Source organism: Mesorhizobium sp. CA16 (assembly GCF_020165175.1).
Taxonomy (GTDB): Bacteria; Pseudomonadota; Alphaproteobacteria; order Rhizobiales; family Rhizobiaceae; genus Mesorhizobium.
The window spans coordinates 113293-135548 of record NZ_JAIUHP010000016.1 but is presented as its reverse complement, the minus strand read 5'-3'; the positions used below and the strand labels follow the sequence as shown (position 1 = coordinate 135548).

The window sequence follows — 22256 nt, the reverse complement described above, 5'->3', positions numbered from 1 at the left end:
ATAGTTTCATGAACAGAGCGATTCGACAGCCTGCCGACAGTCCCTGGGAGAGGGCGAAAATGGAACAGATCGTGCGCGCCGACATTGCCGCTTTCGGGGCAGGCCGAGCCGAGATGGCGAACGCGATGATCGAGCAGAGCGGCTTGCGCGTGCGGCCCGATCGCAATCGCGGCCGCTCGGCCGGGATCAATCCGTCCGGCCGGTTCGAGCCGATCAGCCGGCATGTGTTCGACGACGGCTGGAACTCGCTGGAGGAACTGCCGCCGTTCAAGACGGAAGTGCAGGTCGAAAAGCCGCGCACCATCATCACGCGCAACGAGTCGCCTGACATCTCCTTCGACCGTTCGATCAACCCCTATCGCGGCTGCGAGCATGGCTGCGTCTACTGCTTCGCCAGGCCGACGCATGCCTTCATGGGCCTGTCGCCGGGGCTCGATTTCGAATCGAAGCTGTTCGCCAAGCCGGATGCCGCGCGCATGCTGGACAGGGAATTGTCAAAACCGGGCTACCAGCCGCGCACGATCGCCATCGGCACCAACACCGATCCCTACCAGCCGATCGAGAAGCAATACCGCATCATGCGCGAGATCCTGGAAGTGCTGGAAGCGCGCGGCCATCCGGTCGGCATCGTCACCAAGTCGGCGCTGGTGACACGCGACATCGACATCCTGTCGCGCATGGCCGAGCGCGGCCTTGCCAAGGTGGCGCTGTCGGTGACGACGCTCGACCGCGTGCTGGCGAGAACGATGGAGCCACGCGCCTCGACCCCGACGAAGCGGCTGGAGGCGATCAGGCAGCTTTCGGACGCCGGCATCCCGGCATCGGTCATGGTGGCACCGATCATTCCTGGGCTTACCGATCCGGAGATGGAGCGCATCCTCGATTCGGCTAGAGCCGCCGGCGCGCGGGAGGCCGGCTATGTCATCCTGCGCCTGCCGCTCGAAGTGGCGCCGATCTTCAAGGACTGGCTGTTGCGCCATTATCCCGACCGCTACCGGCATGTGATGTCGCTTATCCGCTCGATGCGCGACGGCAAGGATTACGATTCCGAATGGGGCAAGCGCATGAAGGGCGCCGGTCCCTATGCCTGGCAGATCGGCCGGCGCTTCGAGATCGCCGCCAAGCGGCTCGGCCTCAATGTCGAGCGGCGGCAGCTTCGCACCGACCAATTCGTCGCAGGCACCAGTGCCGGCGAGCAGCTGATGCTGCTTTGACGCCAGCACCGGCCATGACGGCCGGCGCTAAGCACTTCCAGGCAAAGCGATTTTCGGTCTGGAATTGTCGCCCTCAAGAATCCCGTCCGGCCCCTGTCCCCCGGCTGTGAGACGGTGCCTTCCCGGTCCGACGCCCCATCCGACCCGGAAGGACTTGCGGAGAATCGGAGCCGATGCGAACCTCGCCGCACCATGGCTCGCGCGCGTTCCGATTCTCCGCTTCTCTTTGAAATGGTCGAGAAGCCCGACTTCTCGATCGAGACGAAAGCGATAGCCGACGGGCTGTGGCCGGTCGCCGGCATGGACGAGGCCGGCCGCGGTCCGCTCGCCGGTCCGGTGGTGGCCGCCGCGGTGGTGCTCAACCCCGCCAACATTCCCGAAGGCCTCGACGATTCCAAGCGCCTCACCCATTTGCAGCGCGAGGCGCTGTTTCTCAAGATTCTCGGCTCGGCGCTCAGCATCTCGATGGCTTCGATCAGCGCCGAAGGCATCGACAACAGCAACATTTTGAAAGCCAGCCTCGAAGCGATGCGCCGCGCCGCCGCCGGCCTGTCCTTGCGGCCGAAGCTCGCCCTGGCCGACGGCCGCGACATACCGCCAGGTCTCGCCTGCGAAGGCCGCGCGCTCATCAAGGGCGACCAGCGCTCGCAATCGATCGCCGCCGCCTCGATCGTCGCCAAGGTGATGCGCGACCGCATGATGTGCGGCTGCGGCGGACATCACGAGCACTACGGCTTCGAAGTGCATATGGGTTACGCGACGGTCCGCCACCGCACCGCGATCGAGGCGCATGGGCCGGTGGCACGGCTTCACCGAGCCTCGTTCGCGCCGTTCCGGTTGGGTGGGGTTGAGATGGCGGAAGAGGAAGAGAGCCTCGCCGGGCTGGAGTAGTTAGCTGATCGCTCCCCTCGTGGGGGAGATGTCCGGCAGGACAAAGGGGGGCGCTGTCCCGCCAGCCTGTCAGCCAGTCGCACGAACTTCTCGCACAGTTGCACTCGACCCAGCGCACAGAATGAGACGCCGCGATCCTTCGCGCCCCTCTCTGCCCTGCCGGGCATCTCCCCCACAAGGGGGGAGATCAGCAGTTCAGGCGCCGCGCTCCCTTTTCAAACAACAAAAAAGCCGCCGGGTTGCCCAGGCAGCTTTTGAGTTCGAAGTTTCGAAGTCGGCTCAGTTCAGCTTGGCCTTCACATCATTGAGCGCCGACTTGAACAGATCCGCGCCTGCCTTGACGTCGACCTTGGCGGCGAGCAGCGTGCGGGCGGCTTCGACGGCGATGTCGACGGCGGTGGCGCGCACTTCGCTCACCGCCTCGCGCTCGGCCTGGCTGATCTTCTGCTCGGCAAGCGCGGTGCGCCGGGCGACATAGTCCTCGGTCTTCTTGGCCGCCTCGGAGGCAAGCAAGTCAGCCTCGCGTTTGGCGGCAGCGACGATGTCGGCGGCCTCCTTCTCGGCTTCCTTGCGCTTCTGCTGATACTGGCGCAGCAGCTGCTGGGCCTCCTCGCGCAGGCGCCGTGCCTCCTCGAGCTCGCTGCTGATCTTGGCCGCGCGGGCGTCGAGCGACTTGGCAAGCATGCCCGGCACCCTCAGATAGATGACGGCACCGAGGAAGATGATCAGGGCGATGGTGGCCCAGAGCGTGGCGAGTGATGTGGCGTCCATGATCCCGCTCCTCACCGGCTCGCGGATTTGACCGCGGCCGCGATTTCGGCCTTGTCGGCCTTGCCGCCGACAAGCGCCTCGACGATGGCCGAGGTCGTGTCCTCGGCGATAGTGCCGACTTCCTTCATCGCCTTGGCCTTGATCGAGGCGATGCTCGCCTCGGCCTCGCCAAGTTTCTTCTCAAGCTCGGCCTCGAGCTTCTTGCGCGTGCCCTCGGCTTGCGCCTTGGCGGCGTCGTTCGCCTGCTGGCCGATCTTGTTGGCGTTGACCTTGGCTTCCGCCAGTTCCTGCTCATAGGCAGCAACCGCGGCGTCCGCCTCGCCCTTCAGCCTTGCGGCATGGTCGAGGTCCTGGGTGATGCGGTCGTTGCGGACATCGATGATGCCGCCAAGACGCGGCATCACAACCCGCTTCAGGAACAGATAGAAGAGCCCGAAGGTGATGACCAGCCACAGGATCTGCGACGGGAAGGTCTTGGCGTCGAACGGCGGGAACGCTTCATGCTCCGCGGCAGGCACGGCAGTGCCGGCATGCGTATCGCCCTCGGCCGCGGCCGGCGCTGCTTCTTGCGCATAGGCAGATGTCACGAACATCTCATTCCCCTGTCCCTAGAACGGACCGCACCATGCGGCCCCTTTCGTCAGCGCCGGCTCTTACTTGAAGACCAGGAGCAGAGCGATCAGGAGCGAGAAGATGCCCAGAGCTTCGGTCACCGCGAAGCCGAAGATCAGGCGGCCGAACTGGCCGTCGGCAGCCGACGGGTTGCGGAGCGCACCCGAGAGGTAGCTGCCGAAGATGTTGCCGAGGCCGATGCCCGCGCCGCCCATGCCGATGCAGGCGATACCAGCGCCGATAGCAGCTGCTGCAGTTGCGTCCATTTCAAAACTCCTGTGGTTTCTCTGTTCGTTGAAGTTGGTACGTTGGGTAAGCTGGCGCCGGGGCGCCGGTGAAAATCAGTGGCTCGGGTGCAGGGCGTCGTTCAGATACATGCAGGTCAGCACCGCGAACACATAGGCCTGCAGGAAGGCGACCAGCAGCTCGAGCGCCGAGAGCGCGACCGCCATGGCAAGCGGCAGCACCGAGCCGGCGATACCGACGGCGCCAAACGCGCTCAGGCTGACGACGAAGCCCGAGAACACTTTCAGCGTGATGTGGCCGGCCAGCATGTTGGCGAAAAGACGAACCGAGAGGCTGACAGGCCTCGAGACGAAGGAGATGATTTCGATCGCCACCACCAGCGGCAGAAGATAGCCCGGCACGCCATGCGGCACGAACAGCTTGAGGAAGCCGAAGCCGTGCTTGGCGAAGCCGTAGACGAGGACCGTGCCGATGACCAGGATCGCCAGCGTGAAGGTGACGATGATGTGGCTGGTGACGGTGAAGAAATAAGGGAACAGGCCGATCAGGTTGGCGACCAGCACGAACATGAACAGCGAGAACACCAGCGGGAAGAACTGCATGCCCTGCTTGCCCGCGGCATCGCGCAGCATGTTGCCGACGAATTCGTAGGCCATTTCGGACACCGACTGCAGGCGACCGGGAATCAAGGCCCGGCTGGCGGTGCTCATATAGAGAAAGGCGGACGCCAGGACGATCGTCACGACCATGAACAAAGAGGAGTTGGTGAAAGATACGTCGTAGCCGCCGATATGCAGCGGGATGATCGGATGGATCTGGAACTGGTGGATCGGATCGACCTTGTCAGCAGCCACTTTAAATCCCCGTCAAAGCCACAAACGGCTTTTTAATTCACTTTAGCGCCCTGCGGCGCCTCACTTCATTCTCTCGGCTCGCGCGGCTTGCCGCCCTGGCCGAATTCCGATGCCAGTCCCGCCGAGCGCAGGACATTGAGTATGCCTGCGCCAAAGCCCAGCAACAGGCCGACGATCAGACCCCAGGGCGCTATTCCCGCCAGACGGTCGATGATCCAGCCCAAGCCGACACCGACCACCACTCCGGCGATGAACTCGCTGGACAGCTTCAGCGCCTGACCGTAACCGGTCGCAGCTTTCGCTTCGTCTTTCCCCTCGGACCGGTCCGTGCGTCTCGTCGCAAGCGATGCTTCGAGGTCGCGCCGGCGGCGCTCAAGTTCGTCGTCGCGGATGGTGGCTTCTGGCTGCCTGCCGCGGCCGGTTTCTCCGGTTCCGTCTGGCCCGGTTTTGTCGGCCATCGCACCCCCCCTGCCCGGGCAGACGATTGCCGTCCGTCCGCTTCTAAAGTCGCCGGCAACATAGTTAGAGGGTCCGCCCCCGTCAAGCCACGGGCCGAACTTCCGAGCGATGTATTTTTAGTAGTTAAATCAATGGTTTATCGAGGTGCGACATCGTGCCCTTCACGCCTGCGTGAGGTAACGGCGCGAATCCGCGCGACAAGGCGCGTCCGCCGAGGCATTGCCGGGCGTCGGAGGAAGGATAGCCGGGGCGGTGTTTGGGCGGCTCAGCTTGAGCCGCCTAAGCGCGTCGCGATCCTTCAGATTCGCTCCACGCGCTTCAGTTTTTGATTTCGCGCGTGTCTTCCCGAAACCGCTTACCACTTTCGGGAGACATGCTTTAGCGGCTCAGCTCCAGCCGCCGCCATAGGTGCGGTAGAAGATATGCAGGCCGATCCTGGTCATCTTGTGCATGGCCCGCGCCCAGCTCGGATGGACGTAATTGGCGTAGTAATGCGTCGAAGAACCGACCTCGGGAATGAATATCTTGCCGGCGGTCACCGCCATGGCAACCTCCTGGGCGGTCTTGTAGGAGGCCAGGTCGGTGATTGTCTTCTTCCTGCCGTCGCAGGCAAAGGAGAACTGGCAGCGGTTGAACCAGTTGTCATTCTGGTAGACGACGCCGCAGATCGTCTTCGGATAGGTCGGGTTGCGGACGCGGTTGAGGATCACCTGCGCCACCGCCGCCTGGCCGCGGACCGGCTCGCTGCGCGCCTCGAAATAGATGCCCTTGGCAAGGCAGGCCTGCTCGGGCTTGGAAAAGACACTTGCCGGCAGGGGGGTCTGCAGCCAGGCATGGTCGCCCTTGCCCATCGGCGGAATGAAGCGGCCATCGTTGGGATCGTCCTGCAGCAGCGCCTCGAAGGGCGAAGCCTTGGCGTAGTCGGGCGCGGACTGGGCATAGGCCGTGGCAAGGATGTCCGGCTTGTCGTTGTTGACGAGAGCGACAAGTGCCGCCGGCAGCGCCGGATCAGGCCTCTTGTCCTCGCGAAGATGGAAGGCCTGGGCGATCTGGACTTCCTTGCCCTTGATGCCCGGCTTGGCGAAGGTGAGCTTCAGGCCGCTGTCCATCGCGGGACGCAGCAGCGAGGAGGTGCGCTCGAAAATCGAGCCGGCGCTGAAATTCTTGGGCGGCGCGACTGGCGACACCTTGACGATGCGGCCCTTCTTGTCGGCGCGCACGACACGATCCTCATCGGGCGTCGCGCCCACGGCGCTGCCCTTGCCGCGGAAGGCGACGGTGCCAACCCCCGGCAAATTCACGCCGGAACCGGACAGCGAGCCGGTGGTGACGGAATCGACAAACGGCATTTCGGCGGCATGCACCGAGCCGGCGGCGGATTTCTCGATATAGGCGTTCCAGCGGGTGTCGGACGATTCCAGGCCGGAGATCAGGCTTGCCATATCCTGGTAGGCGACGGCCGACGGAAAGCCGATCCAAATACCGAGCCCAAGCACCAAAGGAGGAAGAAAGGAACGTTTTTTCGCAACGGCGGCGGCGGCAAGCCGCAATGAAACGCGTCGATGCACGGAACTCTCCAGAACGCTACTGACCCCGGAGAGTCAAAATGAAGCATTAACCTTGATGCGCGGTTAACGACATCGATCATGTTCTTTTCATGTTTGAGGCAAGCCGGCTTGCAATTTCCACAGCGGGCCGATTAAGAATCAGGCTTGGGTGGGTGCATCAGTTTGGGTGAATCAGGCGGGGCGCAGGAAGATTGGCCACGCGAGCGCCGCGCAGATCGCGGCCGCGAGCCACACGCCGGGCCATGCGAAGACCACCAGCAGCCATGGAATGGCGATGGGCACCAGACAGAAGCCGATGAACACAAAACTGTTGGCAAGGCTGAGTGCCGTGCCGACATGGCCGGCGCCGGCAAGCGTGGCAAGCTCGGTATAGGCGACGCCGTGCCAGGCAGAAACGGATATGCCGGCAACGACGACCATCAGCGGAAGCAACGGCAGCAACGACGGCGCGTCGGCAGCGCCGATCACCAGCAGCCACAGCGCCAGGAAGGCAAATGCGCTCAGCGCGCTGCAGAGTTTCAGGAACGGGCGACGGTTGCGGTGGCGGTCGGTGAAGCGCCCGCTCCAGACACGCATCGCCATTGCGCCGGTCTGCACCGCAGCGAGGCTGGCGCTGGTCACAAAGGTGCCCATGCCGGCGAAGTCATGCAGGAAGACCGAGGCGAAGGTCAGCACCGCGACCTGCGGGAAGCAGAGCAGGCCGATGGCGGTCGAGATGCGCCATACCTCGATGTTGCGCAACGGCGCCGGTCCAAGTGTCGCCGTGGCGGGGTGAGGGCCGCTTTCCACTGGCGGCTCGTGCAGCCAGCGCCAGGTAAACCAGGCCGAGAGCGCGGAGACGACCGCAAGCAGGCCGAAGACCGCCGTGAAGCCCAAACTCAACGCAAGCGACGGCAGGACAAGCGCGCCCAGCCCGCCGCCAAGCGGCACCGCCGTCTGCCTGATGCTCATGGCGAAGCCGCGCTCGCCCTCGCCGAACCAGCCCATGATGGCGCGGCCGCTGGAACCGTTGACGCTGCCGCCGAGCAGGCCGACGACGAGCAGGCTTGCCGACAGCAGCGCGACGCCGGGAACGGCCATTTTCGTCGGCACGACAAGCAGCGCCATGATGAAAAGCCATGCGGCCGTCGCCCCGAGCCCGGTCAGGAGCACGCGGCGGTCGCCCCAGCGGTCGGTGAGCACGCCCCAGGGCAGCTCGCTCAGCGCCACGCCCAGACCGAGTAGACCCAATGCCAAGCCCAGCGAGGCATTGTCGAGGTGGTAGCCCTGGCGCATCACCACCGCGGTTGCCGGAATGCCGGAGAAGGTGGCGGAGAAGCCGGCATTGGCGGCGACGCCGATGCCCAGCACCTTCCAGCGATGGTTGGGGCCGAAGGCGCGGCAGGCTGAGGCGCTGGCAATGTCTCCCGCGGGCGGCTGGCAGACATTTCGTGTGACGATGGCGGACATGGCTCCATTCCTGTGATGGCCGGCTGACGGCTTGACGGACCGGATGTAGCGCCATAGCTTCATCCATAAAATCAGGAAGTTTTTCACCAACAATCCTGAAAATCAGGACTATCCCGATGCGCCGCGTCACTTTCGACCTCGATGTCCTCAGAACCTTCGTCACCGGCATGGAGCTGGGCAGCTTCGCCAAGGCGGCCGAACGGCTTGGCCGCTCGACATCCGCGGTCAGCGCGCAACTGAAGAAGCTGGAGGAGCAGGCGGACACGCCGGTCTTCCGCAAGGCAGGGCGCGGCCTGGCGCTCACCGAAGCCGGCGAGACGATGCTCGGCTATGCGCGGCGGCTGATCGAGCTCAACGACGAGGCGGCCTCCGCCATCCGCGACGTCGAGCTGGAAGGCTGGGTACGGCTCGGCCTGCAGGAGGATTTCGGCGAGGCCGTGCTGCCCGACGTGCTCGGCCGCTTCGCCCGCGCCCATCCCAAGGTCCGCATCGAAGCACGGATCGGCCGCAGCCACGACCTTGCCGAGCGTGTCCTGTCAGGTAATCTCGACATCGCGCTTGCCTGGCATGACGGCATGGCCCTGCCCTATAGCCGCCATGTCGCCGACGTGCCGGCGCGCTGGATAGGCCCGGCCAAGCCGATCGAGGCTGGTCCGCGCAATGGCGAGCCGCTGCCGCTGGTGGTGTTCGAGGCGCCGTGCCTGCTCAGAACCGTGGCCACCGAGACACTCGATCGCGCGGGCATGCCCTGGCGCATCTCCTTCTCGAGTCCTTCCCTCGGCGGCATCTGGGCGGCGGTGGCGGCAGGCCTCGGCCTGACGATCCGCACCGATATCGGTCTGCCGGCCAATGTCAGGGCAATCGCGCCGGGCGTGCTCGGGCTGCCTGCCCTGCCGACAATGGCGCTGCACCTGCACCGGAAGGACGCCGAGCTCGACCCCGTGGCGACGCGGCTGGCGGAGATTCTTTTGCAGGCGGCGCTGGAGACGCTGCCTGAGGGAGCGCGAACCGGCGATGGACTGCGGGAGGTCGCTTAGCGTCTTAGCCGACGCCTTTCGACATCGTCATTCTAGGGCGAAGCAAGGAGCGGAGCGACGCAGCGCAGACCCTAGAATCCATTCCGTTACTTCGCGCGAGGAATGCGGCGGAGCAGAATTCTGAATCGTCGCGGCGCTTCTAAGTCACGGAATGGATCCTCGGGTCTACGCGCGTCGCTTCGCTCCTTGCTTCGCCCGTGGATGACGAGGGATCAGCGTCGGCGCTTTCCCAGAAGTCACCGCTTCTTCGCCCTGCCTGCAAACGGATTGTCCGAGGTGCGCAGCGCCATGCGGATCGGCACGCCTGGCATGTCGAAGGCCTCGCGCAGGCTGTTGGTCAAATAGCGGACATAGGATTGCGGCATGGCGTCCGGGCGGGAGCAGGAGACGACGAAGCCCGGCGGGCGGGTCTTGGCCTGCGTGACGTATTTGATCTTCAGCCGGCGGCCGGCGACGGCGGGCGGCGGGTGATGCGCGAGGATGCCTTCCAGCCAGCGGTTGAGCTTGCCGGTAGAGACACGGCTGTTCCAGACCTTGTGCGTCTTGATGACGCTTTCCATCAGCCGGTCGAGGCCGCGCCCGGTCTCGGCCGAGACCGTCACCGCCTGGATACCGCGCACCTGCGGCAGGAGCCGCTCGGTCTTTTCGCGCAGCTCGGCCAGCAGCTCCTGCGGATTGTCGATCAGGTCCCATTTGTTGAAGGCGATCACCGGCGCCCTGCCCTCGCGGATGATGAGATCGGCGATCTGCAGATCCTGCTTCTCGAACGGGATGGTGGCGTCGAGCATGATGATGACGATCTCGGCGAAGCGGATGGCGCGCAGGCCATCCTGCACCGAGAGCACTTCCAGCTTTTCATGGATCCTGGATTTGCGGCGCATGCCGGCCGTGTCGAACAGCTTTATCCTGCGGCCACGCCAGTCCCAGTCGACCGAGATCGAATCGCGGGTAATGCCGGCTTCCGGACCGGTGAGCAGCCGCTCCTCGCCGATCAGCGCATTGATCAGCGTCGACTTGCCGGCGTTCGGGCGGCCGACGACGGCGATGCGCAGCGGCTTGGTGTCGTCATAGGGCGCTTCAGCATCCGGGTCGGCGATGTCCTCGCCGATCAGAACCTCGCTGGCGGCGATCTCGCCGGCTTCGTCTTCCTCATCCTCGCCGAAAGCGCGTTCCTGGCCGAGCGCTTCAATCACCGCGTCGCGCAGATCCGGCATGCCCTGGCCGTGCTCGGCCGAGATCGGGATCGGCTCGCCGAGGCCGAGCTCCCAGGCTTCCAGCATGCCCCCTTGAGCGCCACGCGCCTCTGCCTTGTTGGCGACGAGCACCACCGGCTTGCCCGATTTGCGCACCACCTCGGCGAAGGTGCGGTCGTCGGGCATCAGGCCCGACTTGGCATCGACGGTGAAGAAGATGAGGTCGGCCTCTCGAATGGCGATCTCGGTCTGCTGGCGCATGCGGCCGGGCAGCGTCGAAGCCGCCGCGTCCTCGAAGCCGGCGGTGTCGATGACATCGAAATGAAGATCGTAGAGTTTTGCCGCATGGACGCGGCGGTCGCGCGTTACACCAGGCGTGTCGTCGACAAGCGCCAGCTTCTTTCCGACCAGCCGATTGAAAAGAGTCGATTTGCCGACGTTAGGCCGGCCGATGATGGCGACTTTGAAGCCCATCCAGGATCACGACACGTTGCCCGACCCGCGGATCAACTCGGACATCAGCTGCGCGCGCTGGCGCACATTGCGCGGGGCGGCTTCATCCGAAGAGATCTGGTCGAACAGTTTGAGCGCGTCCGCCGCCTTGCCGTCCTTCCAGGCGGCAAGGCCGAGCGCCTCGCGCGCCGAATGGCGCAGCGGATTGGTGTCGGCGGTAAGCGCCTCGATGCGGCTGGAGACATCGGCGTAGGAGCCGTGGTCGACGAGCAGGAGCGCCGCCCTCAGCCGCGCGATATCGCGAATGCCGGCGGGAATGGCGCTGTCGGCGGCGACCTCGTCGAAATCCTTGACCGCGCCATCGACGTCGCCCTTGTTGGCCTTGACGGTCGCGGCGCGCATGCGGGCGAGCAGCGGATAGGCGCCGTAGCCGTCCTTCTCCAGCTGGTCGAGCGCGGCGATCGCTTCGTCGTTCTTGCCGTCATTGGCGAGCTTGAGGGCCGCCGAGAAGGCGTCGCCCGAGCGGTTGGCGCGGGTTTCGTCCCAATAGCGGTAGCCGACGACAGCGGCGGTGCCGAGCACGATCAGGATGGCAAGGCCGAGAATGGCCGGGCCGAAACGGTCCCATAGCTTCTGCGCCTGCTCGCGACGAATCTCTTCGTTGACTTCGCGGATAAAACTGTCGTCCGACATCAATCAAAACCATTGCGGCCCCAGGAGGGGGCGCTTCTTGAGCCCGCGTTTTAGCGAAATTTCGTCGGCATGGAAGGGGGCGGACCGGAAAATCGGCTGAGAATGCCGGGCGCCCACAGTCCATACCTGAACGCAACCGCGCCACATTTGCGCGATAGCCGGCTTCCGATCGGCCGGAGACGTCCCCGACAGAAGGTTGTCAATGCTTCGTTCGTACCGCGTCCTTGCGATCAGTCTTGCCTCGCTCGCCTCAGCCAATGCCGCCTTCGCCGATCCGCCGAAATCACCAACCGTTTCGCCGGCCAAGCAGGTCGTGCTGATCTCGTTCGACGCCGCCCGCGATATCTCGCAATGGCAGCGCAGCCGGGCGCTGGCAAAGCGCACGGGCGCGCATTTCACCTATTTCCTGTCCTGCGTCTTCCTGCTCTCTCCCGAGACGCGGCTGCACTATGCCGGCCCCGGCAAGGCCGCCGGCAAATCCAATGTCGGCTTCGGCGCCTCAAAGCAGGATGTGGCCGACCGGCTTGAGCAGGTCCGGCTGGCAGCTGCCGAGGGCCACGACATCGGCAGCCATGCCTGCGGCCATTTCGATGGCAAGGACTGGAGCAAGGCCGACTGGCTGGCCGAATTCGCCTCCGCGCGGCGCATTTTCGAGAATGCCTATGCGATCAACGGCATCCAGGAGCCGGCCGGCTGGCGCAATTTCGCCCGCCATACCGTAACCGGTTTTCGCGCGCCCTATCTATCCACCGATAAGGCGCTTTACGAAGCCTTGCCCGAGGCCGGCTTTGAATACGATGCCAGCGGCGTCTCGAGCGGCCCGGCCGTGCCGCCAACCCTGAATGGCATAACCCGCTTCGCCCTGCCGCTTGTCCCGGAGGGAGACAAGGCCAAGCCGGTCGTCGCCATGGATTACAATCTTTATGTCCGCCACTCGGGCGGCACGGAAAAGCCGGCCGAGGCGGACGCATTCACCGAGCGCGCCTATCAGGCGTTCCGCGCCGCTTTCGAGGCTCAGTACAACGGCAAGCGCCTGCCGCTGGAGCTCGGCTTCCATTTCACGCTGATGAACGACGGCGCGTACTGGAACGCGCTGGAGCGCTTTGCCGGCGAGGTCTGCGTGATGCCGCAAGTCGAATGCATCAGTTTCCGCGACTATCTCGCGCGCCAGCGGCCCGGGCAGGCGCAGGCGAGTGTGGGCGGCTAACTGGACCGGCCGCGCTCTAGCCTGCCGGCTGATCTTCGGGACGCATGCCAGCTTGCTCGCGCTCTAGATAGTGCTGATCGATAATCGGCAGTTGCTCGCCCTGCAACGTCGCTTCGAAGGCTCGCAAACGTTTGTGCACCGACTGCAGTTCAACAATCGTCGACCAGGAATTCAACAGGAACTGCAGCGAATTCGTCACCTTGCCGAACGCGTTCGATATCTGGTTCAGGGCGCCGAACGTGATCTTATGCGCAACCAGCGAGGGCCCAAGGATGAGCAACGAAAAAATGTTGTCGGCCTGCAGGTAGGTGTAACGAACGACGTTGAAATAGATGTAGTGGAAATATAGCTTGAAATAATTGCGGCGGACATTGGCGAACAATTGTGTCGTCGTCGCCGGCTGCGCCCGATCGGGATGATCCTCGCCGTAGACCAGTTCCTTGCGATAGGCTGCCTCGACACGCTGATTGCGGAACTGCAGGCCCGGCAGCTTGAGACCCGCCACCATGACGGAAATCGTTCCGAACAGACACCAGCCCAATGCAGCAACGACCAGCGGCTGCGGGACCGTGCCGATGATCGGCAATTCGGTGATGTGGGCCTGCAGTTGAATCAAGACCGGCAGAAAGGCGATCAATGTCATGATCGACTGAACGAAAGTCGAGCCGAGATCTTCCATGATCTGCGAGAAGCGCATCGTGTCTTCCTGGATACGCTGCGAGGCGCCCTCGATGTGGCGCAGCCGGCCCCAGTTGGCCATGAAGTAATCGTTCATCGCGGTGCGCCAGCGGAAGATCCAATGGCTGACGATGAAGGCGTTGACCACCTGCACGTTCATGCCGACCAGCGCGAGCCAGGAGAAATCGGCCAACCCCTTGTAGAATTCGATGTCGGTCGAGGCCGTCGTTCCCGACATCAAGCCCTGAACATAATCGAAGAACGGGCCATACCAGTTGTTGACCGCAACCGAGACCTGAACGTTGAAGTAGATGAAGAACAGGATGACGGCGGTCATCAGGATCGACCAGTTCTGCCACGGGTGCGGGGCGTACCAGCTCCAGAAGGCGTAGAAGATCGCCACGCAGGCCACGAAGTACATGTAGAACCACAGAAACGGCTTCGACCACAGCACCGCGATGCCGATGATGGGCGGCGTGCCGGCCGCTACCGACGGCAGGCCGAAGACGGCGCCCAACTGCTCGCCGCCGAAGAACCAGAACAGGATCGCGGCAAGGCTCCAGACGGCCGCCGATGTGAAGAAGAGCTTCGGCTGCGGGAAGAAGGATACGAACACTGTGGCGGGTTTCCTCGGTCTGACCGCAAATCAGCGGCATTGCTGTTCGGCGGGCATAAAGTCACACATTAGGGGGAAAGAAAATGCCCGTGCCCGACGCCCGGCATCGAACAAACCGCAAATCATGGCGATTTTGGCGCAGCCGACCAAGCAATGACGCCGGAGGCGAGCAGCGCCGACGCTGCCATGATCGAAGCAAGCACGTAATTGCCCGAAGCCTGGGCGAGCAGGCCGGCGGCGATCGGGCCGACGATCTGGCCAAGGCCGAAGGCCGCCGTCATCACCGCGAAGATGCGGCGCGGCGCCCGCGGCGCGAGCTGCCTGCCCATCTGTAGGCCCAGCGCCGTGATGGCGATGAAGGTGCCGCCGAGCAGGACGCCGGCGATCAGCGGTCCGGCGGCGCCCTTGACGACGACGCTGGCGGTGACGCCGACCACCTCGACCAGGCAACTCGCGGCATAAGTGGCATAGAGCCCGATGCGGCCGGCGAGCTTCTGCCACGCCCAAGTCGAGGGAAAGCCAGCGAGGCCGGCGACCATCCAGACAGTCGCCTCGAAGACGCGCCCGCCGCCGCCCTGGCGGACGATGGCGACCAGGAAAGTGGCGGTCACCACATAGCCGAAGCCGAACAGCCCATAGGCGACGATCAACTTCACCAGGGACCCGTCCTTCGGCAGCGCCGGCTCGCGCCCGTCGGCGACATTGGCCGGCGTGGTCGAGCCGGCGAGCAGCGCGACGACGAGCAGGCCGACAGTCGAAAGCGCCCCCGACCAGAGCCAGCCGGCGGCCCAATCCGCATGTTCGGAGACGAGGACCGCCAGCAGCGCCGAGGACGCGGCAATGCCGAGGCCCACGCCGCCGAAATGCAGCGCCTGCAAATCGCCGCGGCCAGCCTCAGCCAGATGGCTGAAGGCGATCGAGGCCATGAACACCATGACGAAGGCACTGGCGAGGCCGGCCAGGAAACGGATGACGAGGAAGGCGGCCATCGTCTCGCTGAACCCCATGAGGGCCGCGAGCACGGCGCTGGCGGCGAGGCAGGCGAACATCAGCATGCGCTCGCGGCCATGCGCCCAGCCGCCGGCCGCGGCAAGCGCGCCGATGAGGTAGCCGACATAATTGGCGGAAGCGATCCAGCCGGCAGCGGCCGGCGTCAGGCCAAGTCCCTCCATCATGCCCGGCAGGATCGGCGTGTAGACGAAGCGGCCGATGCCCATGGCGACCGCGAGCGCGACCATGCCGGCGAGAGCAAGCCGCAAGGGAGATGGCGTGGCGTTCATTGCGGCGCACAATAATTGCATGTGCAGGTGAAACAATGCGCTTGCGTTGGGCCAGGTGCACGTCCCCTCACCCAGCCTCCGCTTCGCTCGGCTGACCTCTCCCCGGTGGTGGGGAGAGGAGCCTGTCGCTGCCGGCGCCATCTCTTCTCGCCTTGGGGAGAAGGTGGCCGCGAAGCGGCCGGATGAGGGGGAGCATCGCCGAAAAAGATCAATAACTTCGCGGCAACTTAGCGGCCAGCGGCACCCGTCATCTCGTAAGCTGTGCGGCGGGCCGTCAGCCGGAAGGGCATGTCGCCGAGCTCGCGCTCCGACATGGTGTCGAGCACCGGATGCGACAGCGGATCGATGATCCAGCGCGCGATCTCGCCGTCCTCGGGCGGCCTCGCCTCGGTGCCGCAAAGCCCTTTCAGCAAAGATAAAATCTTCATCGGGCCACCTCATGGCTCAAGGCTGTTCCAGGTAAATTCTGCCGTTTCCTGCCGGGGTTTCAATTGAGATTTCGGTCCGTTCACTTTAGAAAAACTGGATGGCTATGCTGAACCGCGTCCATCTCAACGGCCTGCGCGCCGTGGAAACCGTCGCCCGCCTGGGATCGCTGGCGGGCGCGGCCGCGGAGTTGAATGTCTCGGTCAGCGCCGTCAGCCAGCAGGTCAAGCGCACGGAAAAGCAGCTGGGCCAGGCGCTGTTCGAACGGACGTCGGGCGGGCTGGTGCCGACGGAGTTCGGCGCCGCCTTCACGGCGCGGCTCAGCGCCGGCTTCCGCGAGCTCGCGCAAGCCGTGGCGCTGGCCGACGAGGCCAACGAGTGTACGCTGGTCGTCTCGGTGGCGCCGGCCTTTGCCTCGAAATGGCTGCTGCCCCGGCTGTCGCGGCATTTCGCGCGACACCCGAATGTGCTGTTGCGCATCGACGCATCGGCCAGGGTCGCAGATCTCGATCGCTCCGACATCGATATCGCCATCCGGCTCGGCGACGGCAAATGGCCTGGCGGACGCGCCGAGCTTCTGCTTGCCCAGGAGGTGTTTCCGGTCTGCGCGCCCTCGATCGCGGCCAGGCTGAAGTCGATCGGCGATCTGGCGCAGACCTGCGCCATCACCGACGAGCGGGCGATGTTCAGCTGGGACGGCTGGTTCGAGGCGGCCGGGGTCGAGCCGGTCACCTTCCAGAAAGGCGCGCGCTTCACCGATCCGATGCTTTGCCTGGAATCGGCGATCGCCGGCCATGGCGTGATGCTCGCCTGGCAGTTGCTGACCGCCGACGCGTTGGCCGACGGCCGGCTGGTCGCGCCCTTCGGAATTAGGGCCGAGAGCGGGCTGGGTTACTGGCTGGTGACCTCGGCCACCAAGAGCGAAAGCCGCAAGGTACGCGACTTCAAGGCCTGGATCCGCGAGGAGATCGAGGCGACCATGGCGCAGTTCCGGGCGCTCGACAGCGCGGCATAACCGCTGCGCACTTTTCGGTCCGTCATGCCTGAGAGCAGGCCCATTCGATCGCGGTGGAAAGGTCAATCGCAGCGGTCTATGTAAGGATGAGAACCCCAACATAACGGCAGGCAGGATCATGACCACACATTCGCGCGGCGTTTCGGCAAGCATCGACCCGGTGAAGCTCGACAGGCTGGCGGAAGTCGCCGTCAAGGTCGGACTGCAATTGCAGCCCGGACAGGACCTGGTGCTGACCTCCTCGATCGCAGCGCTGCCGCTGACCCGTCGCATCGTCGAGCACGCCTATAAGGCGGGCGCCGGGCTGGTGACGCCGATCTTCAACGACGACGAGATCACGCTGGCGCGCTTCCGCTACGGTGCGGATGCCGGTTTCGACCGCGCCGCCGGCTGGCTCTACGAAGGCATGGCGAGGGCCTTCTCCAACAATGCGGCGCGGCTTGCGGTGCGCGGCGAAGACCCGTCGCTGCTGTCGTCACAGGATCCGGCCAAGGTGGCGCGTGCCAACAAGGCGAACTCGATGGCCTACCAGCCGGCGCTGGAGAAGATCACCGGCTTCGACATCAACTGGAACATCGTCGCCTATCCCGATCTTGCCTGGGCAAAACAGGTGTTTCCGGGTGAGCCGGACGACGTCGCGGTGGTGAAGCTTGCCGACGCCATCTTCTCGGCCTCGCGGGTCGACGTCGAGGACCCGATCGGCAATTGGAAGGCGCATAACGCCGCCTTGGCCGAGCGCACGAAGTGGCTCAACGAGCACCGTTTCCACGCGCTGCATTTCACCGGGCCGGGCACCGACCTGACCGTCGGGCTGGCGGATGGCCATGAATGGATGGGCGGCGCTTCGACGGCGAAGAACGGCATCACCTGCAACCCGAACATTCCGACCGAGGAGGTCTTCACCACGCCGCATGCGAGGCGCGTCGAGGGCCATGTCTCCTCGACCAAGCCGCTCTCCTACCAGGGCACGCTGATCGACGAGATCTCGGTGCGCTTCGAGGGTGGGCGGATCGTCGAGGCCAAGGCCTCGAAGGGCGAGGACGTGCTGCAGAAGGTGCTGGACACCGATGAAGGCGCGCGGCGTCTCGGCGAGGTGGCGCTGGTGCCGCATTCCTCGCCGATCGCGAAGAGCGGGCTGTTGTTCTTCAACACGCTGTTCGACGAGAACGCCGCCTGCCACATCGCGCTCGGGCAGTGTTATTCGAAATGCTTCGTCGACGGCGCGTCGCTCAGCCAGGACGAGATCGCGGAGCGCGGCGGCAACAAGAGCTTCATCCACATCGACTGGATGATCGGCTCCGACAAGATCGACATTGACGGCGTGGCCAAGGATGGCGGCCGCGTGCCGGTGATGCGCAAGGGCGAGTGGGCGTAACGGTGCTTTGTTGGCGCAATTCCGAACGGACGGCCACGGCGAAGTCGCCGAGCCCAACCGCTGCACACTTTGCCGGGGCTTGGCAAAGGAGGCATAAGTGGCCTTCGACATTGCGGTGAAGCGTGTCTATGAGCCGCCGGCGAAAGCCGACGGCCAGCGGGTGCTGGTCGACCGCATCTGGCCGCGCGGCGTCAGCAAGAAGGACGCCGAACTGACGCTTTGGCTGAAGGAGATCGCGCCGAGCGACGCGCTGCGCAAATGGTTCGGGCACGAGCCGGAGCGCTGGCCGGAATTCCAGAAGCGATATGGGGCCGAGCTCGACGCCAATAGCGACGCGGTAGCGCAGCTGCGTGGCCTGCTGCGTGAGGGCAAGGTGACGCTGCTCTACGGCGCGCATGACGAGGCGCACAACAATGCGGTGGCGCTGGCGGGGTATTTGGAAGCCCACGCATAATTATCGAGACGTAGCGTTCCTTCGCCCCCTCTCTGTCCTGCCTGACATCTCCCCATGAAATGGCTAGACTATGCACACGTCTTGTGTGACAGGCGTAACGGATCAGGCCGAGGCTTGATTGCCACGTGGTTCCCCCAATCCGTCGCTGCTTCGCAGCGCCACCTTTCCCCCCTCCGGAGGGAAAGGAAGGGAGCCTTGCGGACGAGCGTTGACGGCAAAAAGCTTGGCGCCTTTCCTCTCCCCCATCGATCGGGGGAGAGGTGGCTCGGCGAAGCCGAGACGGAGTGGGGGTCGACCAGCGCTACATTAGACGATGCATACGCCAAGCTGCCATGCATGCCGTAGCCCACAAGGGGAGATTGGCAGCTTCGCGGTCGCGCACTATTTCACCGCCTCTTCATAAACCTCCGGCTTGAATCCCACAAACACCCGATCCCCCACCTCCAGCACCGGCCGCTTGATCATCGTCGGCCTGGCGAGCATCAGCTTCTTGGCCTTCTTCTCGTCCAGCCCTTCCTTGTCCGCCTCCGGCAGCTCGCGAAAGGTGGTGCTGCCCTTATTGAGCAGCTTTTCCCAGCCGACCTTGCCGACCCAGCCGTTCAGTTTGCCAGCCTCGATCCCCTCGGCCCGGTAGTCATGAAAACGATAGGGCACGTCATGGCTCTCCAGCCAGACACGCGCCTTCTTGATCGTGTCGCAGGTGGTGATGCCGTATATGGTGATGGTCAAGGCGGGCCTCTGTCTGATGGGGTTTCGAATCCGGCGGAAGCCTAGGCCGGCCCTACGAGCTTTGCCAGCGCTTCGCGCCGGTGCGATTTTGCGGGGAACGGTTGCCGACCAGCTTGTGGACTATCTGACGATTTGCGAAGCAGACATGGCGGCCTAGATGTCATCCGGCCGCCATTCCCGATCTTTCAAATCATGCTGCGAAAGGCGTGCGCAGCCGAATGCCGGAAGCCTCAATAATAGAAACGCTCTTCGGTGATCTTGCCGTTCTTGACGGTGTAGAGGCCAACCTCGTCCATTTTGACACGCTCGCCGGTGGATTTGGGCGTCACATCGAAGCTGAAGCGCAAGGCGAACTGGTCACCATTGACATAGGGACCCTCGATCGAACCGCCATGAACCTCGTGGTTCGCTTCCCACCACTCGCCCTTCTGCCTGACGGCTTCCTTGCCGTTGCAGACGGCCATCGGGCCTTCCATGGCTTCGTAGCTGACGATGTCGTCGGCATTGTATTTCGCGGCAGCGCCGTGACTGTCGCCCCGCTTGAGGAGTTCGGTGAAATCCTTGGCAATTTCCGCAGTGGTCATGATTTCCTCCCGGTTTGGACCAGACATCAAGGTAGGTATCGATCGTTCGCCTGCCACCGACAGCGGGCTCCGCAGGTGACAAATCGTGTCAGGATGGTGACGCTTGCGCCATCAAAGGCCAACGATCCAGTTCCCGCCAGCGCCTTGCAAGCCATTGGGCCATGGTGCTCGGCCAGTTGGCCGGGCACTTGGGACCCCAACAGAAGACCTTAGACAGACTCGAGATGCAGGCATGTTCGACCGACCAGTACAGGTCCGTCGGCCATTTTTTGTTTCTGGATTACGAGTGATCGCTGGGGCATCCTAGGGCATGTGCAACCTCTACAACATCACCACCAGCCAGGACGCGATCCGCGAGTGGACCCGCGCAATGCGGGACATCATGGGCAATCTTGAGCCTTCGCTGGATGTGTACCCCAATATGCCGGGCGCTGTGGTCCGCAACGCCCCCGATGGCCAGCGGGAGCTTGCCAAGCTCCTGTGGGGCATGCCTACACCGGCGGAGCGGGTGAAGAGCAAGGCGGACTATGGCACCACCAATATCCGCAATCCCCAATACGGCCATTGGCAGCAATACGTTGGCGTGGAGAACCGCTGTGTGGTGCCGGTGACGAGCTTCGCCGAGCCGAGCCCCACGCCCGGCGATAAAGACCCCGAGACGGGCGTACAGCGGAACTACTGGTTTGCCCGAAGCGAGGACCGGCCGCTGTTCTTCTTTGCCGGCCTATGGACGCGCTGGCAAGGGATCCGCAGGGTCAAGGACGGACCTGGTGACTTCGAGCTTTACGGCTTCCTCACGACTAAGCCCAACACCCTCATAGCGCCCATCCACGAGAAGGCTATGCCGGTCATCCTCACCGCAAGGGAGGAGGTGGAAACCTGGCTCACGGCCCCATGGTCGGAGGCGCGGCACATGCAGCGGACAGCCCCGGACGATGCCTTGGTGACAGTCGAGAAGCCGGCCACACAGATCAAGTTTCCGCAGCAGGCTCCCGCTCAGGGTTCATTGTTCTAGATGGTGGGATGTGCCCGAGCGCACCTCTGAAAATCCCAAGCCTCACGTGTCTAGCATATCCCAATCGTCGCCTAGAACCCAGCGCAGCGCTGAGAGCTTCCCGTTGATCATGCCCCATTCGAAGTCGTCCCAGGGACCGAGATTCTGAATTCCGACCTCTTGCTCGGTCCGGTTCGCGGCCTCGCGGGCAAGCTTCCAAGTGCCTTGGGTAATTAGCGTCTGGCGGCGGCGTGGTTCCGCAGCCGACCACTCTGCACCAGAAACGATTTTCGTCTTTCCTCGCTCAATACTGATGCGCAGGTTCTGGTGCCTGTTGTACCAGACCTGCTTGTAAAGCAGATGTTCGGCCTCGCGAATTTCAGAGAACCCTCGGACCTGGGTGGCCCCATATAGCTGAAGGTCGTAGTTCGCCAGCAAGTCCTGGTCTAGGTCGTTAAGCATGTCCGCCAGCGAAATCCAGAATGTCGAGCGACCGCCGTCGAACAGCGGCAGCAAATCGGCATGTGGTTGGCGGTGGTCGCCCGCTTCCTCACTAAAATCGGCCTTGTTGTGCGTGACGAAGGCAAACTCATCGTCCCAAGAAGCGACCGGAGCCATCTGCTCAGCATAGGTCTCGATGATGATGGCATCTCCGATGCTGTTCTTAGGGCGGTGGCAGGGAGCCGACCCACGGAGGGCGCGATCAGCCGCTCGGGCCTTGACCGACTCCGTTGCCGCGATCGGCTCTGCTGCCTGGAGCATCCGCTCGATACGCTCAAAGGATTCGTTCACAGCCTCGCCTTTGTAGACCGCCGCGTGATCCACCTCGTTCAGGGCTTTGATGGTCGGATCGATGTCCTTCTCGTTTCCGAAACGTCGCACGGCGTCCCTGACGAGGCTGAAGTGGGATTGAAGACTTCGTTTCGCATCGGCGGCAACCCTCTCCTTGTTCCGAGCGAACTCGTCTAGGACTGTCTGCGGCACGATTAGCCCAAAGTCAGGATGGTTGAGGAGGTCCTCCAGGGCAGCGACAACCGGCTGGTTTCGATAGTCCTTCGCGAGGTCTAGCCACACGCAAGTGTCAACGAGAATGCGGAGCATCGATGCGTCCTTTCGGCAGTATTCTTAGCCGATAACCGAGGTATCCGGGAGCCGCTATCCTTGCCCTTGTGGCCTGCTTTACAACAAGCCGCCCTATGCTGCTATTCATCGCTCCACATCACCCGCCGCACCGTACGGACTCCCACAAGCCGCCTCACGCGTATTTTCACGCGTTGCACCGCGCTAGGCAGAAGAATGTCCACATCGAACTCTCGCCGCTTGCAGCGCTCGCACCGCATGTGCCGCTCGACGTCCCAGAACGGAATGTCCCCCATGAGCTTGAGGAGGTCTCCTGGGAGGTAGTGGCGCGTGATGTTGCAGTTGATGCAGCGGACGCGGATTAGCTGCCCGATTTCA

General features: G+C 63.9%; 23 protein-coding genes. 8 read left to right on the top strand and 15 right to left on the bottom strand.

Going from position 1 to position 22256, the window contains the following annotated elements:
- Window positions 1–59: 59 nt before the first annotated feature.
- Together LB525_RS21790 and LB525_RS21785 are read left to right on the top strand one after the other, a co-directional pair.
- On the top strand, window positions 60–1214 hold the full coding sequence (locus LB525_RS21790; RefSeq protein ID WP_224546911.1) for a PA0069 family radical SAM protein: 1155 nt from the start codon (window positions 60–62) through the stop codon (window positions 1212–1214).
- Between the two features lie 192 nt (window positions 1215–1406).
- Window positions 1407–2105 (top strand): ribonuclease HII, encoded by a 699-nt coding sequence (locus tag LB525_RS21785; RefSeq protein WP_224546909.1) that lies wholly within the window; start codon window positions 1407–1409, stop codon window positions 2103–2105.
- 279 nt (window positions 2106–2384) lie between these two features.
- Here the strand turns inward: LB525_RS21785 and LB525_RS21780 are convergent, their stop codons facing one another.
- The 7 genes from LB525_RS21780 to LB525_RS21750 all read right to left on the bottom strand — a co-directional run bounded on the left by LB525_RS21780 (window position 2385) and on the right by LB525_RS21750 (window position 8064).
- Complete coding sequence (locus tag LB525_RS21780) at window positions 2385–2876, bottom strand: F0F1 ATP synthase subunit B (RefSeq protein ID WP_224546907.1); 492 nt, start codon at window positions 2874–2876, stop codon at window positions 2385–2387.
- A gap of 11 nt (window positions 2877–2887) precedes the next feature.
- The gene (locus LB525_RS21775; RefSeq protein ID WP_095768722.1) at window positions 2888–3469 is read right to left on the bottom strand and encodes a F0F1 ATP synthase subunit B; all 582 of its coding nucleotides are present in this window, start codon (window positions 3467–3469) and stop codon (window positions 2888–2890) included.
- 60 nt (window positions 3470–3529) lie between these two features.
- Window positions 3530–3754, bottom strand: a complete 225-nt coding sequence (locus LB525_RS21770) for a F0F1 ATP synthase subunit C (protein ID WP_027164582.1) — start codon at window positions 3752–3754, stop codon at window positions 3530–3532.
- 75 nt (window positions 3755–3829) lie between these two features.
- Complete coding sequence (locus tag LB525_RS21765) at window positions 3830–4588, bottom strand: F0F1 ATP synthase subunit A (RefSeq protein ID WP_095768723.1); 759 nt, start codon at window positions 4586–4588, stop codon at window positions 3830–3832.
- 65 nt (window positions 4589–4653) lie between these two features.
- On the bottom strand, window positions 4654–5046 hold the full coding sequence (locus tag LB525_RS21760) for an AtpZ/AtpI family protein (protein WP_095768724.1): 393 nt from the start codon (window positions 5044–5046) through the stop codon (window positions 4654–4656).
- Between the two features lie 387 nt (window positions 5047–5433).
- The gene (locus LB525_RS21755) at window positions 5434–6615 is read right to left on the bottom strand and encodes a cell wall hydrolase (protein WP_224546905.1); all 1182 of its coding nucleotides are present in this window, start codon (window positions 6613–6615) and stop codon (window positions 5434–5436) included.
- A gap of 171 nt (window positions 6616–6786) precedes the next feature.
- The gene (locus LB525_RS21750; RefSeq protein ID WP_224546903.1) at window positions 6787–8064 is read right to left on the bottom strand and encodes an MFS transporter; all 1278 of its coding nucleotides are present in this window, start codon (window positions 8062–8064) and stop codon (window positions 6787–6789) included.
- A gap of 116 nt (window positions 8065–8180) precedes the next feature.
- On the opposite strand from LB525_RS21750, the gene LB525_RS21745 reads away from it, so the two are divergent.
- The gene (locus LB525_RS21745) at window positions 8181–9101 is read left to right on the top strand and encodes a LysR substrate-binding domain-containing protein (protein WP_224546901.1); all 921 of its coding nucleotides are present in this window, start codon (window positions 8181–8183) and stop codon (window positions 9099–9101) included.
- Window positions 9102–9337: 236 nt separating this feature from the next.
- Here LB525_RS21745 and der read toward each other — a convergent pair whose 3' ends face one another.
- Together der and LB525_RS21735 are read right to left on the bottom strand one after the other, a co-directional pair.
- Window positions 9338–10768 carry a ribosome biogenesis GTPase Der gene (der, locus tag LB525_RS21740; RefSeq protein ID WP_224546899.1) on the bottom strand — a complete coding sequence of 477 codons (1431 nt, stop codon included), beginning with the start codon at window positions 10766–10768 and terminating at the stop codon, window positions 9338–9340.
- Between the two features lie 6 nt (window positions 10769–10774).
- Window positions 10775–11440 (bottom strand): tetratricopeptide repeat protein, encoded by a 666-nt coding sequence (locus LB525_RS21735; RefSeq protein ID WP_224546897.1) that lies wholly within the window; start codon window positions 11438–11440, stop codon window positions 10775–10777.
- 202 nt (window positions 11441–11642) lie between these two features.
- On the opposite strand from LB525_RS21735, the gene LB525_RS21730 reads away from it, so the two are divergent.
- The gene (locus tag LB525_RS21730; protein WP_224546895.1) at window positions 11643–12647 is read left to right on the top strand and encodes a polysaccharide deacetylase family protein; all 1005 of its coding nucleotides are present in this window, start codon (window positions 11643–11645) and stop codon (window positions 12645–12647) included.
- A gap of 16 nt (window positions 12648–12663) precedes the next feature.
- Here LB525_RS21730 and sbmA read toward each other — a convergent pair whose 3' ends face one another.
- The 3 genes from sbmA to LB525_RS21715 all read right to left on the bottom strand — a co-directional run bounded on the left by sbmA (window position 12664) and on the right by LB525_RS21715 (window position 15649).
- The gene (gene sbmA, locus LB525_RS21725; RefSeq protein ID WP_224546892.1) at window positions 12664–13941 is read right to left on the bottom strand and encodes a peptide antibiotic transporter SbmA; all 1278 of its coding nucleotides are present in this window, start codon (window positions 13939–13941) and stop codon (window positions 12664–12666) included.
- 122 nt (window positions 13942–14063) lie between these two features.
- Window positions 14064–15221, bottom strand: coding sequence for a YbfB/YjiJ family MFS transporter (locus LB525_RS21720; protein WP_224546890.1), 1158 nt, complete (start codon window positions 15219–15221; stop codon window positions 14064–14066).
- A 227-nt stretch (window positions 15222–15448) separates the two neighbouring features.
- Window positions 15449–15649: a hypothetical protein gene (locus tag LB525_RS21715; RefSeq protein WP_224546880.1), complete on the bottom strand. Its 201-nt coding sequence runs from the start codon at window positions 15647–15649 to the stop codon at window positions 15449–15451.
- 98 nt (window positions 15650–15747) lie between these two features.
- On the opposite strand from LB525_RS21715, the gene LB525_RS21710 reads away from it, so the two are divergent.
- The 3 genes from LB525_RS21710 (at window position 15748) to LB525_RS21700 (ending at window position 18491) form a co-directional block, all read left to right on the top strand.
- A complete protein-coding gene (locus LB525_RS21710; RefSeq protein WP_224546878.1) occupies window positions 15748–16662 on the top strand; it encodes a LysR substrate-binding domain-containing protein in 915 nt (304 codons plus the stop codon).
- A gap of 118 nt (window positions 16663–16780) precedes the next feature.
- Entirely contained in the window at window positions 16781–18037 is a 1257-nt protein-coding gene (locus LB525_RS21705) for an aminopeptidase (protein ID WP_224546876.1), read from the top strand.
- Window positions 18038–18134: 97 nt separating this feature from the next.
- Window positions 18135–18491, top strand: a complete 357-nt coding sequence (locus LB525_RS21700; protein WP_224546874.1) for a DUF488 domain-containing protein — start codon at window positions 18135–18137, stop codon at window positions 18489–18491.
- Window positions 18492–18872: 381 nt separating this feature from the next.
- On the opposite strand, the gene LB525_RS21695 is transcribed toward LB525_RS21700, so the two are convergent.
- On the bottom strand, window positions 18873–19220 hold the full coding sequence (locus LB525_RS21695) for an ArsC family reductase (protein WP_224546872.1): 348 nt from the start codon (window positions 19218–19220) through the stop codon (window positions 18873–18875).
- A gap of 230 nt (window positions 19221–19450) precedes the next feature.
- On the bottom strand, window positions 19451–19804 hold the full coding sequence (locus LB525_RS21690; RefSeq protein WP_224546861.1) for a nuclear transport factor 2 family protein: 354 nt from the start codon (window positions 19802–19804) through the stop codon (window positions 19451–19453).
- Window positions 19805–20114: 310 nt separating this feature from the next.
- On the opposite strand from LB525_RS21690, the gene LB525_RS21685 reads away from it, so the two are divergent.
- Window positions 20115–20819 (top strand): SOS response-associated peptidase, encoded by a 705-nt coding sequence (locus tag LB525_RS21685; protein ID WP_224546859.1) that lies wholly within the window; start codon window positions 20115–20117, stop codon window positions 20817–20819.
- Window positions 20820–20861: 42 nt separating this feature from the next.
- On the opposite strand, the gene LB525_RS21680 is transcribed toward LB525_RS21685, so the two are convergent.
- A complete protein-coding gene (locus LB525_RS21680) occupies window positions 20862–21899 on the bottom strand; it encodes a PIN domain-containing protein (RefSeq protein ID WP_224546857.1) in 1038 nt (345 codons plus the stop codon).
- Window positions 21900–22256 lie beyond the last annotated feature (357 nt).

Coding starts and splice junctions, on each gene's coding strand:
- LB525_RS21790 (WP_224546911.1), top strand. CDS start 60: ATGGAACAGATCGTGCGCGCCGACATTGCCGCTTTCGGGGCAGGCCGA.
- LB525_RS21785 (WP_224546909.1), top strand. CDS start 1,407: ATGGCTCGCGCGCGTTCCGATTCTCCGCTTCTCTTTGAAATGGTCGAG.
- LB525_RS21780 (WP_224546907.1), bottom strand. CDS start 2,876: ATGGACGCCACATCACTCGCCACGCTCTGGGCCACCATCGCCCTGATC.
- LB525_RS21775 (WP_095768722.1), bottom strand. CDS start 3,469: ATGTTCGTGACATCTGCCTATGCGCAAGAAGCAGCGCCGGCCGCGGCC.
- LB525_RS21770 (WP_027164582.1), bottom strand. CDS start 3,754: ATGGACGCAACTGCAGCAGCTGCTATCGGCGCTGGTATCGCCTGCATC.
- LB525_RS21760 (WP_095768724.1), bottom strand. CDS start 5,046: ATGGCCGACAAAACCGGGCCAGACGGAACCGGAGAAACCGGCCGCGGC.
- LB525_RS21750 (WP_224546903.1), bottom strand. CDS start 8,064: ATGTCCGCCATCGTCACACGAAATGTCTGCCAGCCGCCCGCGGGAGAC.
- LB525_RS21745 (WP_224546901.1), top strand. CDS start 8,181: ATGCGCCGCGTCACTTTCGACCTCGATGTCCTCAGAACCTTCGTCACC.
- der (WP_224546899.1), bottom strand. CDS start 10,768: ATGGGCTTCAAAGTCGCCATCATCGGCCGGCCTAACGTCGGCAAATCG.
- LB525_RS21735 (WP_224546897.1), bottom strand. CDS start 11,440: ATGTCGGACGACAGTTTTATCCGCGAAGTCAACGAAGAGATTCGTCGC.
- LB525_RS21730 (WP_224546895.1), top strand. CDS start 11,643: ATGCTTCGTTCGTACCGCGTCCTTGCGATCAGTCTTGCCTCGCTCGCC.
- LB525_RS21720 (WP_224546890.1), bottom strand. CDS start 15,221: ATGAACGCCACGCCATCTCCCTTGCGGCTTGCTCTCGCCGGCATGGTC.
- LB525_RS21715 (WP_224546880.1), bottom strand. CDS start 15,649: ATGAAGATTTTATCTTTGCTGAAAGGGCTTTGCGGCACCGAGGCGAGG.
- LB525_RS21710 (WP_224546878.1), top strand. CDS start 15,748: ATGGCTATGCTGAACCGCGTCCATCTCAACGGCCTGCGCGCCGTGGAA.
- LB525_RS21705 (WP_224546876.1), top strand. CDS start 16,781: ATGACCACACATTCGCGCGGCGTTTCGGCAAGCATCGACCCGGTGAAG.
- LB525_RS21690 (WP_224546861.1), bottom strand. CDS start 19,804: ATGACCACTGCGGAAATTGCCAAGGATTTCACCGAACTCCTCAAGCGG.
- LB525_RS21685 (WP_224546859.1), top strand. CDS start 20,115: ATGTGCAACCTCTACAACATCACCACCAGCCAGGACGCGATCCGCGAG.
- LB525_RS21680 (WP_224546857.1), bottom strand. CDS start 21,899: ATGCTCCGCATTCTCGTTGACACTTGCGTGTGGCTAGACCTCGCGAAG.